This is a genomic window from Pseudomonas sp. Z3-6, assembly GCF_051131985.1.
Lineage (GTDB): Bacteria > Pseudomonadota > Gammaproteobacteria > Pseudomonadales > Pseudomonadaceae > Aquipseudomonas > Aquipseudomonas zanjanensis.
Map to the genome: position 1 here is coordinate 3,431,874 of NZ_CP071644.1, position 13,911 is coordinate 3,445,784.

Sequence of the window (13,911 nt, forward strand, 5' to 3'; positions counted from 1 at the left end):
ATTGTTGTTTGAAAGACACTGCCTGACGATGAGCGTGATACCGGGTAGAACTGTAGAGCGTTGCAGGGCGCCGTGGGCACAGATTTGTCGCGAGAATGTAACAGCCGCTGTGCCCCCACTTTTGCCCGTTGTCAGGAGTAGATAAACCGATTGACCACGTTCTCGAGCATCTCCTGGCGACCGCTGACGGCCTGGGGATTCAGGTCGTTGGTAAAGGCGTGCTCGGCCAGCGATTCCAGGCTGAAGTCGCCGGCTAGGACCGCTTGGCCGAAGGGTTGTTGCCAGCCGGCGTAGCGCTGGTCCTTGAATGTCTGCAACTGATCGTTCTGCACCATGGCCGCCGCGCGTTCCAGGGCGAGGGCGAGCACGTCCATGGCGCCGACGTGGCCGTGGAACAGATCGATTTCGTCCAGGCTCTGGCGTCGGACCTTGGAATCGAAATTGAACCCGCCATTGCCGAAGCCACCGGCCTTGAGGATTTCATAGGTGGCCAGGGTCATTTCCTCGACGCTGTTGGGGAACTGGTCTGTGTCCCAGCCGTTTTGCGGATCGCCGCGGTTGGCGTCGATGCTGCCGAAAATCCCCAGGGAGACGGCCGTGGCGATCTCGTGGTGGAAACTGTGACCGGCCAGGGTCGCGTGGTTGGCTTCGATGTTGACCTTGATCTCGTTTTCCAGGCCGAACTGCTGCAGGAAGCCGAACACCGTGGCGCTGTCGTAATCGTACTGGTGCTTGGTCGGCTCCTGGGGCTTGGGTTCGATCAGCAGGTCGCCCTTGAAGCCGATCTTGTGCTTGTGCTCGACCACCATGCGCATGAAGCGGCCCAGCTGTTCGCGCTCGCGTTTCAAGTCGGTATTGAGCAGTGTTTCGTAGCCTTCACGACCGCCCCATAGCACGTAGTTGGAGCCTTTGAGGCGCTGGGTGGCGTTCATGGCGCTGAACACTTGGGCGGCGGCGCAGGCGAACACTTGCGGGTCCGGGTTGCTGGCGGCGCCGGCGGCAAAACGCGGGTTACTAAAGCAGTTGGCGGTGCCCCATAGCAGCTTGATCCCGGTTTGTTCCTGATGGCGTTCCAGGTGGTCGATCATCTGGGCGAAGTGGTTGCGGTACTCCTTGAGCGAATTGCCTTCCGGAGCGACATCGGTGTCGTGGAAGCAGTAGTAGTCGATGCCCAGCTTGGAGAAGAACTCGAAAGCCGCTTCGGCTTTGCCGATGGCCACTTCCATGGGATCCCCAGCGTGCTGCCACGGACGCTTGAACGTGCCGGCACCAAACACATCCGACCCGGGCCAGACGAAGGTGTGCCAGTAGCAGACCGCCATGCGCAGGTGCTCGCGCATGGGTTTGCCGAGCACCAGTTTGTTGGCGTCGTAGTGACGGAAGGCCAACGGCGAATCGCTGGCGGGGCCCTCGTAGCGAATCGTGTCGACACCGGGGAAGTAGGGCATGTGCAGGTTTCCTTTTTATTCTTGGCGGTGTCCCGATACTAACGCCGGCCCCGTGGCTGCTGATTATGAAAATCACCAACGGGCAGTTCGATTTTGAGTATTGAGATTCGCCGTGTGCGCGCCTAGTCTGTGTCGATCGGCACAGGGTTAAACCAATGAAAACCGTTCCGCCCGTTCACCGCATTGCGTTGCTGTTCAATGGCAGCAAGATCTACGACCGCGGCATCATCAGCGGCATCGGCAACTACCTGAGCAGCACGCGTGCGTCCTGGGACTTGTTTCTCGAGGAGGATTTTCTCTGCCGCTTGAAAGGCATCGAGCGCTGGCAGGGCGACGGCATCATTGCCGACTTCGACGATCCGCTGATCGGCGAGGCGCTGGCCGGGATCAAGCTGCCGGTGGTGGCGGTGGGCGGTTCCTATCAGGATGAGCGCGCCTACCCGAAGGGCATTCCCTACGTCGCCACTGACAATGATGCGTTGATGAGGTTGGCCTACGAGCACCTGATCGAAGCCGGGCTGACCCGCTTCGCCTGTTTCAGCCTGCCCGAGGCACAAGCCAATCGCTGGGCCCAGGAGCGGGAGAAGGCCTTCCGCCGGCTGCTGCAGCGCGATGGCCTGCACGCCGAGGTCTATCGCGGCATGGGCACCAGCGCACCGCTCTGGGACAGCGCCGTCGAACAGCAGATCGCCTGGCTGCAAAGCCTGCCCAAACCCATCGGTATCATCGCCGTCAGCGACGCCCGCGCCCGGCAACTGCTGCAAGCCTGCCTGACCGCCGGCATCGCCGTGCCGGAGCAAGTGGCGTTGATCGGCATCGACAACGACCCGCTCACCCGCAGCCTGACACGGGTGCCGCTGAGTTCGGTGATCCAGGGCACCGAAACCATGGGCCGCACCGCCGCGCGGCTGCTCCACCAGATGCTGCACGGCATGCCGTCCACGGGCACGCAAATCCTGGTCCCGCCTGATGCGATCAACGTACAGGTATCGAGCCTGCATCAACCGTTGGGCAATCCTTATGTCATGCAAGCCCTGCTCTTCATCCGCCAATACGCCTGCCAGGGCATCAAGACCGCCCAAGTGGCGGCTTATGTCGGGATATCGCGCTCATCGCTGGAAGCGCATTTTCGCAAGGAACGGGCCTGCAGCGTCCACGACGAAATCCTGCGCTTCAAACTCACCGCTGCCGCCAGCGGACTGGAAAACACCGACGCGCCGATTGCCGACATCGCCCAGAGCTGTGGCTTCAAATCGGCGCAATACCTGCACACCGTGTTCCGCCGCGAATTCGGCTGCACGCCACGGGAGTATCAGCAGGGGACAAATGCGACCACCCACTGACCCTCTGCCGAACCGCTCTTGATGAACTGACCCACCACCGAACCGCTCTTGTGGCGAGGGAGCTTGCTCCCGCTGGGGCGCGCAGCGGCCCCCAAAACCTGACACCCTGGTGTGCCAGGCTAATTGAATTGACGACATGGGTCTGCTGCGCAGCCCAGCGGGAGCAAGCTCCCTCGCCACAAAGGCAACAGCCTGCACCTGTTGAACTGCCCCACCACCGAACCGCTCTTGTGGTGAGGGACAGCCTGCACCTGTTGAACTGACCCACCACCGAATCGCTCTTGTGGCGAGGGAGCTTGCTCCCGCTGGGGCGCGAAGCGGCCCTGAAACCAGGCACCCTGGTGTGCCAGGCTAATTGAATTGACGACATGGGTCTGCTGCGCAGCCCAGCGGGAGCAAGCTCCCTCGCCACAAAGGCAACATCCTGCGCCTGTTGAACTGCCCCACCACCGAACCGCTCTTGTGGTGAGGGACAGCCTGCACCTGTTGAACTGACCCACCACCGAATCGCTCTTGTGGCGAGGGAGCTTGCTCCCGCTGGGGCGCGAAGCGGCCCTGAAACCAGGCACCCTGGTGTGTCAGGCTAATTGAGTTGACGACATGGGTCTGCTGCGCAGCCCAGCGGGAGCAAGCTCCCTCGCCACAAAGGCAACATCCTGCGCCTGTTGAACTGCCCCACCACCGAACCGCTCTTGTGGTGAGGGACAGCCTGCACCTGTTGAACTGACCCACCACCGAACCGCTCTTGTGGCGAGGGAGCTTGCTCCCGCTGGGGCGCGAAGCGGCCCTGAAACCAGGCACCCTGGTGTGTCAGGCTAATTGAGTTGACGACATGGGTCTGCTGCGCAGCCAGCGGGAGCAAGCGCCCTCGCCACAAAGGGACAGTGACCCACCGCTGGGGGTACACCACCGAGTCTTTCTTGTGGCAAGGTGCTTGCCTCATCGAATATTTAGGGACGGATGGAATGACGCTCAGGGTCATGGTGGTCGGTGGGTATGGGAATTTCGGCAGTATCGTTTCCAGGCATCTGGTGGTGATGCCAGGCGTGCAATTGGTTATTTCCGGGCGTGACGCCCAAAAACTGCAGCGCAAAGTCGATGAGTTGAACACTCAATCGAACTCGGTGTGTGAAAGTTGGTGCGGCGACGCCATGGGGCCGGGCTTCAAATCCGTCCTTGGCTCGATGAACATCCAATGGGTCATTCATACCGGCGGCCCCTTTCAAGGGCAATCCTATGCAGTCGCCGAGAGCTGCATCGACGCGGGCGTGAGCTATTGTGACCTGTCCGATTCCAGAGCCTTTGTCACCGGCATTGGCGCACTCGACGCCCGGGCAAAACAGGCAGGCGTGGCGATCCTCAGTGGTTGCAGCTCAGTGCCGACGCTCTCGGCCGCCCTTATCGATCAGCAGCGGTATCGATTTAAACGCATCGACACCATCGAACATGGCATTTCCTCTTCGGCCAAGATGCCGGGGTTGTCCACCGTCGAAGGCGTCCTCGCCTATGCGGGCAAGCCGATCAAGCAACTCAGGAATGGCCGGGTGCATGAGGTCCTGGGATGGCAGGATCTGACGCTTCGCAGATTGCAGCACATGGGGACCCGGGTATTGGCCAATGTCGACGTGCCGGACATGGATATCTTCGCCAGCCGCTATGGTGCCCGGAACCTGAGCTTCAAGGCCGGCGCAGGCCTGAAGCTAGGCGGCATCGCCAACTATCTGCTGGCCCAGGCAATGCGGATGGGGCTGGTGCGTGATCATGTTACTTGGGCCGCCAGGCTACATCGGTGGGGGCTCTGGTTCGAACGATTTGGCGATGGCAAAAGCGCAATGTACATCGACGTCCATGGCATGGGGGCCAATGGCGAACCGTTGTCGATGAACGTGCAACTCACCGCCATGAACGACAAGGGCCCGGAGATTCCCAGCTGTGCAGCCGTTGCGTTGGCGGCAAAAGTCGCCCAAGGGTATCTGCCCGAACCCGGTGCTAGGGCCTGCGTGGGTGAAATCAGTGTCGACGAATACATGGCCGCCATCAACGACCCCGAAAACTTGAGCCTGTCTGTACACTTCTCTGACGAGCAGGGCTGACAGATGCTCTATCTTTGCCTGAAGTACCTCCACATCATTGCTGCCGTTTTTCTCTTCGGCTTCGGCATGGGGTCCTATCTCTACCTGATCGCGGCCAGCCGCACCGCCAACCCTCAGGTCATTGCCCACGTGGCCAGGACGGTCGTTCAGTTCGACACTTGGATTACCACGCCCGCGGGCTTTATTCAGATAGGGACGGGCTACCTGCTGCTGAGGCTGGCCGGACTTCCCCCTACCACTGAATGGGTCATGACGTCGCTGATCATCTTTTTTTGCGTGGGCGCGCTCTGGCTTCCGGTACTGGTGCTTCAGAAGCGGCTACATGTGATGGCTTCGAACGCGGTTGGGGACGGGCGGGCGCTCGATGATCGATACTCATCCGTGTATCAAAAGTGGTTCTGGATGGGTGTTTTTGGATTTTTGGGAATGTTTGTCATTGTGCTGATCATGGTGACGAAGATGGCGCCACGTCAGTGGATCGAGCTATTGACGGGCTAAGTACCGATCCGTTCCACCGGATTGCTCTCAGGCGCGGGCGCCTTCAAAAACCGTCGCTCATGATCCGGATCCGGCAAAAGGCACACGTCGTACCTGCCAAACAGCCGGTATCGATTCAGGGCAATGCGATCGTAGGCCCAATCCCGAAACACGCGGGGGACGTAACGCAGCAGTTGCACCGGACGCCAAACCCAGGGCAGTAGGGCAACCACTTCAAGAATCGCCTCCGAGCGCACCCAGTAATGTTGGTCGCGGACCACGGCCATGGTGTCGAACTGCTGCAAGGGCAAGCCCGCCCAGGCCAGCAACGCTTGTCCTTCAGGCGACTGGACGGAGGCCAACCGCACGCGTCGGTCGCGGTCATGGCGGATCAGGAACTTCGCCCAGCCATTGCACAGTTTACAAACGCCGTCGAACAGGACCACTGTCTCGCCTGGCTTGAGCAAGGGCGCGGGTGAAGGGCGGGTCTGGGAGATGGGCATGATTGGGGGTCTACACGGCGCTTGGTTACCCGGATAATACGCCTGTTCCAGCGTCAAAGGGCGTCCCGAAGGACGCTCGACCATGATGACTTCAAGGGCATGATCCGATCCATGAGCGATGACATCTACAACCTGTTCACCCGCTTCCAGACCCCCGATCCTGGCATCGGCCCACGGGAGCGGGTGCCGATGATTGCTCGGGAACAGGCCTGGGCGCGTGAGCGTGCGACCATGCATCGCTTCAGCTGGGTCGTGGTGCTGGTGCCGCCGTTGTGCCTGGGCCCGGTGTTGCCGGGTATCGTGTTTCTGCTGGGGCTGCTGGCCTATCAGGGGTTATCCGCTCCAGGCGTTGACCTTGACCGGATCATCGGGGCCTCCTTTGGCTGGCTTGTGCTCGCCACCTTGCTGTTCATGGCGGCGTGGATCGTGCACAACGTCTGGCGTGATACGCGCGACCCGACCAAGCGTTATTGGGCGTCGATGCCCGATCAAGGGCTGGTCGAGCTCGAACACCATACCCTGGTTTCCGGCATCTGCCTGTGGTCCAACGACTATGACCCGGATTGCAACACCCTCATGCAATGGTCCGACTGCAAAGTGAAGTACGTGCAGGACAGCGGTGTGTCGCAATGGATCCTGGCCCGGACTGCGGCGGGGCATTGGCTGGTGCTCAAGGAGCAGTTTTCGGGCGACTTCAGCTACGGTCGGGTAGGGCAAATGCCGGCGTCGGACAAGCGGCTGCAACCCCTGCAGCAATTGGCGATTGCTTTCGCGCCCGGCACGAACCTGCAATTGGGCTGGCGTTTCGACGGTGCGTTGATGCCATTGGTGGAGACTCCGTACTGGCTGTCTGCCGATGAACTCAAGCGCCTGGACGAGGCTGCCCATCACTGGAATTTCTTACCGCCGAACCGCTATGGGGTGGTCAATGACCAGGATGCCGCCTGGGTGCAACGGCTGGTGGACAGGGCGCAAGCCAGTGTTGGGCCGAGGCGGCAAGAGGACTGCTGCGCAGTCCAGCGGGAGCAAGCTCCCTCGCCACAATGAATCGAGCACATTCCACGAAGGCCTGCCTGTCATTGGCCGGGCGCTAAAGCCACGTATCCACCACCCGCCGATCCAGCTCCTCCCAATCCGCCATGCCCAATACTCGCGTCGTGTTCAACCCGCGTAGATAACCGCGCAGTTGATGGGCCGTGGCCCGCTTGAGTTCCGGGTCGGCTTCTGTAGTGCTCAACAGCACGCTTTCGTACTGGACCAGATAGTCCGCCACCCGCTCACGGAAGTCGGGCAATACCGCGTCGCGGATCAGATCAAACGTTCTCATGGATAGACCTCATCAATCTGTCTGGGCTTGCAACTATTGCTAGGAGTAATAGTGACCATTACCAAATGCAAGTTCTGCTTTGCCGGCAATCATTGGAAAATCAGCGCCATCGAACACGCAGCCCCGTATTTTTATTTTCAGGACCCTGACCCATGCGCCGTTTATTTTTGCTTTCCCTGGCGTTTTCCCCGTTGCTGCTGGCCGGTTGTGCCTCGGCACCGAATGACCCGACGCTGACCTTGCAGACCAGCAAGACGCCGGCCCAATACGCCGAGTGCGTCGTACCGAAGTTGCAAGGCAATGCCTTGAACCCGTTGGTCTCCCAGACCCAGCGCAGCTACCGCATCGTGGTGCCGAGCAAAGTGTCGGCGGACAACGTGCTGGAAGCCTACAAGGCCGGCAGCGGCGGCAAGGTGTTCATCTACGAGCGCCACCTGCTGGCTTCCAATCTCTTGCCTTCAAGTTTTGAACGCGCCGCACAGGAATGCATCTGACCGGCCCGTAAACGTTTTTCACCGTGCTCCTTTGGTTGGCCGCAACCAACCAATTCCCTTGCCCCGCACCGTCTTCGGTCGCGGGGCTTTTTTTTGCCTGGCGGTTTCAGGTTAGCCAATCTTGCGCCCGGATGAATTCGATGAGCGCTTTCAGGGCCGGCGGCACATGGCGTCGGCTGGGGTAGTAGAGAAAAAACCGGCTTGGCGGCGCTTTCCATTGCGCAAGCAGTTCCGTGAGATGCCCGTTGCGCAGGTCATCGCACGCCAGCTCCTCGTACACGTAGGCAATGCCGGCGCCATCTTTTGCCGCCTGGATCATCAGCGCATCGTCTTCAAGGATGAGTGGACCGGTGACGGACAACCGGATCGGTTGCCCCTCGGCCTGATACTCCCAGGCGTAGAGCTTGCCACTGGGAAAACGCCGGGCGATGCAGGCATGGTCGAGCAAGTCCCGTGGCGCCTGGACGATCCCCTTCGCGGCCAGATAGGTTGGCGCCGCCACGGTCACGAACGATTGAGGGAGCCCGACAGGGACGGCGATCATGTCGCCGGCCAGGCTTTCGCCAAAGCGCACACCAGCGTCAAACCCGCCGCTGACGATATCGGTCAGGCCATCATCGGTGACCAGGTCCAGTTGAATGCGCGGGTACCGGGCCACGAATGGCCCGAGCACCTTGGCAAAGACCGCGCGCGCCGCCGGACGCGCTACGTTGAGGCGAAGCTTGCCGGCGGGCACGTCCTGCAGCGAGGTCAACTGCGCCAAGGCATCGGCAACCTGCTGCAGGGTCGGGGCCAGCGTTGCCAACAGCTGATGGCCGGCCTCGGTCGGGGTCACGCTGCGCGTGGTGCGGTTGAGCAGCCTGACACCCAGGCGTGCTTCCAATGCACGCATCGCGTGGCTCAATGCAGAAGCCGAAACGCCACGCTCGTCGGCGGCCTTGCGAAAGCTGCGATGGCGAGCGACGGCGGCGAAGGCATCCAGTTCGGACAGGTCGGGGTGCTGACTCATGAATACCGTTCAGTAGTTCAAATACGATTACCCATCTTATCGTCATGAGATCCCTCGCGGATACTGGCCACATCATCTGTGGAGAACGCACTATGCAAAAGAATCGTCTTGGATCATCGGATTTGCTGATTTCGCCCATTGGTCTGGGAACCTGGGCCATCGCCGGCACCGGCTGGGCATACAGTTGGGGCGCGCAGGATGACGAGGACAGCCTTGGCGCCCTTGAATATGCCGTCGAGCGCGGGGTGAACTGGATCGACACGGCGGCGGTTTATGGCTTGGGCCATGCCGAGCAATTGGTCGGGCAGTTGTTGCGTCGGGTACCGGCTTCGCGGCGTCCGTTGGTGTTCACCAAGGGCAGCCTGGTGTGGGACCCGGTCAGCCAGTTGATCTCACACTCGCTGAAGCCTCAGTCGTTGCTCGCCGAGGTCGAGGCAAGCTTGCGTCGACTGCAAGTCGAAACCATTGACCTTTATCAGATCCACTGGCCGGCCTTTCCTGCCGACGGCAGCAGTGAAGGGATCGAGGAGGCACTTTCGGCCTTGGCCACTGCCCGCGAACAGGGAAAGATTCGCGCTATCGGCGTCTCCAATTTCGATGTTGCGCAACTCAAGCGGGCCCAGGCGGTGACCGAGATCGTCTCACTCCAGCCGCCGTATTCGGCCTTGATGCGAGACATCGAGGACGACGTCCTGCCATTTTGCGAGCAGGCGGGAATGGGGGTCCTGGCCTATTCCACCCTTCAATCGGGACTGCTTTCCGGCAGCATGACCCGCGAACGCATCGCCCAATTGCCCGACGACGATTGGCGCAAGGCGCGAAGCGCGGACTTCCAGGAGCCTCGCTTGAGCGCGAACCTGGCGCTGGTGGAGATCTTGGCCGGTATCGGCGAACGGCACGGGGTCAGCGCGGCGGCAGTCGCCATCGCCTGGGTGCTGCGCAAACCGGTGGTGACCGGCGCCATCGTCGGTGCCCGCCGGCCCGGCCAGGTCGATGGGTTGATTGCCGGTTCACAGCTGCGCCTCAGCGCCGAGGAAATCGACGAGATCCAACCCTTCCTGCCATTGGGCATGGGCACCAATGTCCCTGGGGGCGCTTGACGTTTACCACGTGAGCGCTCGGGTTTGACGCTTCACTGCATAACCGGCACTATTTGCTCGCTTGTGATAATTAGTGCTCGTTTATGCAGGTTGCAATGTCATGACTACTCCTCACGAAGCGTTCCCCGGTGAACGCCAGCAACTGATCAGCCAGCGTCTCGCCCGGTATGGCCGGGTGATCGCGGCTGACTTGGCCAGCGAATTCAAGGTTTCCGAACACTCGATCCGGCGTGACCTGGGCGCGTTGGCAGCGGCGGGGGTGTGCAAGCGCGTTTATGGTGGCGCGATTCTCGTGCCCGCGGCCGAAGGGTCGATGGAGGCGCGTGTGCGCAAAGACCCGGTGCGCAAGGGCAGCCTCGGCCAAGCCGCCGCTGCGCTGTTGCGCGCGGGCCAGCACGTGTTCATCGACGCCGGGTCGACCAACCTGGCGATTGCCTGCGCCATCGATCCGCACCTGCCATTGACCCTCACCACCAACTCGCCGTTGATTGCGGTCCAGTTGATGAAACTGCCCCGCGCCGAAGTCATCCTGCTGGGCGGCCGCTTGAACCCAGTCGCCGGTGGTGTGATCGGGTTGACGGCTGTCCAGCAATTGCGCCAGTTCAGTTTTGACCTGTGTTTCCTCGGCGCCTGCGCCATCGATCCCGATAATGGCGTTACGGCGTTCGGCCTGGATGACGCGGAGTTCAAGCGCGCGGTGGTCGCGGCCAGTGGACAGGTGATCGCGGCGGTGACCAATGAAAAGCTGTCCAGCGTTGCCCACTACCAGGTGGCCGCCTGCGAAGAAGTCGCCGCCCTGGTGGTGGAGCACGACGCGCCGCGTGAGCGACTCGAACCCTTCTTCGGCCGGGTGACCAACGTCGTGACGGCGGACCGTGCACAGCGACGGGCCTGAAGTATTTGCCCAACTGGGCGGGGCAATCGAATAGATACTGCACGACCCCCATTGTCCGCCAGGCGATTTGCGTCTAGTTTGCTGGCCGATCACAAGTACAAAAAATCAGGAGTCATCGATGCAACCGATTCGTCTCGGCCTGGTGGGCTACGGCAAGATTGCCCAGGATCAACACGTTCCAGCCATCCACGCCAACCCCGCGTTCCAATTGGTGGCGGTCGCCACGCAAGGACAGCCTTGCGCCGGGGTGGAGAACTTCCGCTCCCTGGGCGAGCTGCTGGAAAACGGTCCGCAGGTCGATGCGATTGCCTTTTGCACACCGCCGCAAGGTCGATTCGCACTGGTGCAACAGGCGCTGGCGGCCGGCAAGCACGTCCTGGTGGAAAAGCCGCCGTGCGCCACGTTGGGTGAAGCCATGGCCTTGGTGGAGCAGGTTCGCGAGCAAGGCGTCAGCGGCCTGTTCGCCTGGCATTCCCGTTACGCCCCGGGTATCGAAGCCGCCCGTGACTGGCTGGCCAGCCGCACCTTGCAGAGCGTGCAGATCGATTGGAAGGAAGACGTGCGCAAGTGGCACCCGGGCCAGGCGTGGATCTGGCAACCCGGTGGCCTGGGCGTGTTCGATCCGGGCATCAATGCCTTGTCGATCGCCACCCATCTGCTGGCACTGCCGTTGTTCGTGGAATCGGCCGAGTTGCGCGTGCCGGACAACTGCCAGTCGCCGATTGCCGCCAGCATCAAGATGGCCGACGCGCGTCACCTCGATATCCGTGCGGAGTTCGACTTCGACCATGGTCATGACGAGCTCTGGAGCATCGAGATTCGCTGCGCCGAAGGCGTGTTGCGCCTGGACAACGGCGGTGCGTTGTTGAGCATCGACGGCGTGCGCCAGGCGGTATCCGAGGAGGGCGAGTACGCGGCGGTGTACCGGCATTTTCAACAACTGATCAACGACAAAGCCAGCGACATGGACCTGCAGCCACTGCGCTTGGTCGCCGACAGCTTCTTTGTCGGCAGTCGGACGGCGGTCGAGCCGTTCTACGATTAACCCAGGGAATTGCAGTTGAACGAACACACATTGTCCGTGCGCCTGGAGCGCGTGGCGGCGCACATGCCGGCGGGCGCGCACCTGGCCGATATCGGCTCGGATCACGCTTACCTGCCGGTGGCCTTGCTGCGCCGTGGCGTCATCGCGACGGCGGTGGCCGGTGAGGTGGCACTGACGCCATTGCGCGCCGCCGAACGCACGGTGGTCGAAAATGGCCTGGAGCAGCGGATCAGCGTGCGCCTGGCCAACGGCCTGGCGGCAATCGAGCCGGAGGACGGAATCACCGCGATCAGCCTCTGCGGCATGGGCGGCGAGACGATCCGCGACATCCTGGACAGTGGCAAAGCGCGGTTGAGCGGTCGGGAGCGCCTGATCCTGCAACCCAACGGCGGCGAACAACCGCTGCGCCAATGGCTGATGGAAAACCACTACCGCATCCTCTGCGAGGAAGTGCTGCGGGAAAACCGCTTCTACTACGAGATCATCGTGGCCGAGCGCGCCGGGCCGGTAGCGTACACCGCCGAGGAGCTGTATTTCGGCCCGCTGCAGTTGCAAGCCCGAACCCCGGTCTTCCTGGCCAAGTGGCAGCGCCTGTTGCGCCAGAAGCAGAAGACCCTCATCAGCTTGGCCAAGGCGCGGCAAGCCGTGCCCGAGGAGAAGCTGCAAGAGATTGCCCGGCAGGTTCGGTGGATCAGCGCGCTGCTGGCTTGAGTGGCATTGAGGTTGGATGTGCCGACGTCATCGCGAGCAGGCTCGCTCCCACAAGGGGTTTTGTGGTGAATCGGGATGCTGTGACCATCCACACTTCCTTGTGGGAGCGAGCCTGCTCGCGATGAGGCCATCAGTCATCTCACCAAATTGAGCAACGCCCCGGTCCGGTCGCCCGCTTATCGACCCACCACCGGGTAGTGCTTGATACGACACGCGTACGAATTACCGTCGCCTTTACAGATGCCATCCAGGTAACGGTAGTCCACCCGTACCGACTGCCCTTTCCCGGGCCATTGCCGGCGGGGGAGCGTAGCTTGGTAGTCCGGGGTTTCCGGGGTGAAGGTGAGCAACGAGCCTGGCTGCAGGCATTCCACCGAGGCGGATTTCGGCCTGACTTTTACCACCTGCGCCTGAAGCTGCGGATAGGGTCGTTTCAGCACCTCGACGACACGCAGCTCCATCTCACAGATCTGCCATGTGGAGGCCTGGACGGGCTCGCACAGCAAGGGAAGCGTCAGGGCAAGCAGTCCGAGGCATGTTGCGTGAGTGTTCATCGTTGCCCTTGTTTGAAATGCTGGTGTTCGCAAAATCATAGCGCGGCATGGCGCCTTCGCCTGACTCAACCGTAAAGCCCCATCAACGAGAAAGACTTGTCCGTGGTCAGTGCGACAATCTCGGCCAGCGAATGCAGGAGCACCGGCACCAGCAGGCCACCGCTGGCCACTCTGGCGACGGCGAATACGCCGCCACAGGCGAAGATCAGCACGACCGTCAGCCAGTTTCCGTATTGGATGTGCATGCCGGCGAAGATGGCCGACGTCACGATGATCGCGATCCATGTCCAGGCACGGCTGTTCTCGTAGGGAAACAGCCGGAGCATGTAGTGGCGGAAGAATAATTCTTCGGCGATGGGCGGCAGCACGATCAGCGAGGCGATCTTGATCGTGGCCTGCCAATTGTTGAGCCCGTCCAGAAGCTCGGCCATGAACACTTCACGCGGCAACCCGAGTACGAGGACGGCGACCCCGAAAAGCAGGTAGGCCCCGATGGTGCCCATCGCTCCCCATTGCAGGGGTTTGCGGATGGAGCGACCTCGCCACTGTGAACGTAAATCGGCGCGATATTGCAAGGCGAAAAGGACGAGGAGAAGGAGCGCGGTGATACCAGAGGTGGTCGTGAACGTCAGGTAGGCCTGCATGTCTGCCGGGACGAAAAGGACCTCGGGCATCGCCGCCAGGAAGACGACCACGGTGGCCAGCACAAACATCCCGAGCCGGGGAAAGAAGCGGTAAGGCGATAGAGTGGAGGCGGGTGCAAACTCAGGGGTGGCACTTAGATTCGTCACAGTCACTCCATGAGTGCAAGGAAAAAGGCATGATGCCAGTGTTTTGATCGGCTGGGATGAGTTCCTATTGGCTTTGTGAAAAAGTCGGCAATTGGATCTGGTGGATACACCTGGACCGCCG

The 13,911-nt window shown here is 61.4% G+C and carries 15 protein-coding genes; 9 read left to right on the forward strand and 6 right to left on the reverse strand.

The window, feature by feature from the left end; all coding sequences use genetic code 11:
• Window positions 1-131: 131 nt before the first annotated feature.
• A complete protein-coding gene (xylA, locus tag J3P88_RS15465; protein ID WP_434576311.1) occupies window positions 132-1,448 on the reverse strand; it encodes a xylose isomerase in 1,317 nt (438 codons plus the stop codon).
• Window positions 1,449-1,603: 155 nt separating this feature from the next.
• On the opposite strand from xylA, the gene J3P88_RS15470 reads away from it, so the two are divergent.
• The 3 genes from J3P88_RS15470 to J3P88_RS15480 all read left to right on the forward strand — a co-directional run bounded on the left by J3P88_RS15470 (window position 1,604) and on the right by J3P88_RS15480 (window position 5,382).
• A complete protein-coding gene (locus J3P88_RS15470) occupies window positions 1,604-2,791 on the forward strand; it encodes a XylR family transcriptional regulator (RefSeq protein WP_434576312.1) in 1,188 nt (395 codons plus the stop codon).
• 965 nt (window positions 2,792-3,756) lie between these two features.
• On the forward strand, window positions 3,757-4,884 hold the full coding sequence (locus J3P88_RS15475; protein ID WP_434576314.1) for a saccharopine dehydrogenase NADP-binding domain-containing protein: 1,128 nt from the start codon (window positions 3,757-3,759) through the stop codon (window positions 4,882-4,884).
• Window positions 4,885-4,887: 3 nt separating this feature from the next.
• Window positions 4,888-5,382 (forward strand): DUF2269 family protein, encoded by a 495-nt coding sequence (locus J3P88_RS15480; protein WP_434576315.1) that lies wholly within the window; start codon window positions 4,888-4,890, stop codon window positions 5,380-5,382.
• Here J3P88_RS15480 and J3P88_RS15485 read toward each other — a convergent pair.
• Window positions 5,379-5,864 carry a thiol-disulfide oxidoreductase DCC family protein gene (locus J3P88_RS15485; RefSeq protein WP_434576317.1) on the reverse strand — a complete coding sequence of 162 codons (486 nt, stop codon included), beginning with the start codon at window positions 5,862-5,864 and terminating at the stop codon, window positions 5,379-5,381. The genes J3P88_RS15480 and J3P88_RS15485 overlap by 4 nt on opposite strands.
• Window positions 5,865-5,975: 111 nt before the next feature.
• Here J3P88_RS15485 and J3P88_RS15490 point away from each other — a divergent pair, with 111 nt between their 5' ends.
• Window positions 5,976-6,911, forward strand: a complete 936-nt coding sequence (locus J3P88_RS15490; RefSeq protein WP_434576318.1) for a hypothetical protein — start codon at window positions 5,976-5,978, stop codon at window positions 6,909-6,911.
• A 43-nt stretch (window positions 6,912-6,954) separates the two neighbouring features.
• Here the strand turns inward: J3P88_RS15490 and J3P88_RS15495 are convergent, their stop codons facing one another.
• Window positions 6,955-7,191 carry a hypothetical protein gene (locus J3P88_RS15495; RefSeq protein WP_434576319.1) on the reverse strand — a complete coding sequence of 79 codons (237 nt, stop codon included), beginning with the start codon at window positions 7,189-7,191 and terminating at the stop codon, window positions 6,955-6,957.
• Window positions 7,192-7,343: 152 nt separating this feature from the next.
• Here J3P88_RS15495 and J3P88_RS15500 point away from each other — a divergent pair, with 152 nt between their 5' ends.
• Complete coding sequence (locus tag J3P88_RS15500; protein WP_207962284.1) at window positions 7,344-7,685, forward strand: hypothetical protein; 342 nt, start codon at window positions 7,344-7,346, stop codon at window positions 7,683-7,685.
• Window positions 7,686-7,791: 106 nt separating this feature from the next.
• Here the strand turns inward: J3P88_RS15500 and J3P88_RS15505 are convergent, their stop codons facing one another.
• Window positions 7,792-8,694 (reverse strand): LysR family transcriptional regulator, encoded by a 903-nt coding sequence (locus tag J3P88_RS15505; RefSeq protein WP_434576320.1) that lies wholly within the window; start codon window positions 8,692-8,694, stop codon window positions 7,792-7,794.
• A 92-nt stretch (window positions 8,695-8,786) separates the two neighbouring features.
• Between J3P88_RS15505 and J3P88_RS15510 the strand changes: the two genes are divergently transcribed.
• The 4 genes from J3P88_RS15510 (at window position 8,787) to J3P88_RS15525 (ending at window position 12,445) form a co-directional block, all read left to right on the forward strand.
• Entirely contained in the window at window positions 8,787-9,794 is a 1,008-nt protein-coding gene (locus tag J3P88_RS15510) for an aldo/keto reductase (protein WP_434576322.1), read from the forward strand.
• 100 nt (window positions 9,795-9,894) lie between these two features.
• Window positions 9,895-10,689: a DeoR/GlpR family DNA-binding transcription regulator gene (locus tag J3P88_RS15515; RefSeq protein WP_186705912.1), complete on the forward strand. Its 795-nt coding sequence runs from the start codon at window positions 9,895-9,897 to the stop codon at window positions 10,687-10,689.
• A 118-nt stretch (window positions 10,690-10,807) separates the two neighbouring features.
• Complete coding sequence (locus J3P88_RS15520; RefSeq protein ID WP_434576323.1) at window positions 10,808-11,734, forward strand: Gfo/Idh/MocA family protein; 927 nt, start codon at window positions 10,808-10,810, stop codon at window positions 11,732-11,734.
• 15 nt (window positions 11,735-11,749) lie between these two features.
• On the forward strand, window positions 11,750-12,445 hold the full coding sequence (locus tag J3P88_RS15525; protein WP_434576324.1) for a tRNA (adenine(22)-N(1))-methyltransferase: 696 nt from the start codon (window positions 11,750-11,752) through the stop codon (window positions 12,443-12,445).
• A 176-nt stretch (window positions 12,446-12,621) separates the two neighbouring features.
• Here J3P88_RS15525 and J3P88_RS15530 read toward each other — a convergent pair whose 3' ends face one another.
• Window positions 12,622-12,999 (reverse strand): hypothetical protein, encoded by a 378-nt coding sequence (locus J3P88_RS15530; protein ID WP_434576325.1) that lies wholly within the window; start codon window positions 12,997-12,999, stop codon window positions 12,622-12,624.
• 65 nt (window positions 13,000-13,064) lie between these two features.
• Window positions 13,065-13,790 carry a CPBP family intramembrane glutamic endopeptidase gene (locus J3P88_RS15535; RefSeq protein ID WP_367617200.1) on the reverse strand — a complete coding sequence of 242 codons (726 nt, stop codon included), beginning with the start codon at window positions 13,788-13,790 and terminating at the stop codon, window positions 13,065-13,067.
• Between the last annotated feature and the right edge of the window lie 121 nt (window positions 13,791-13,911).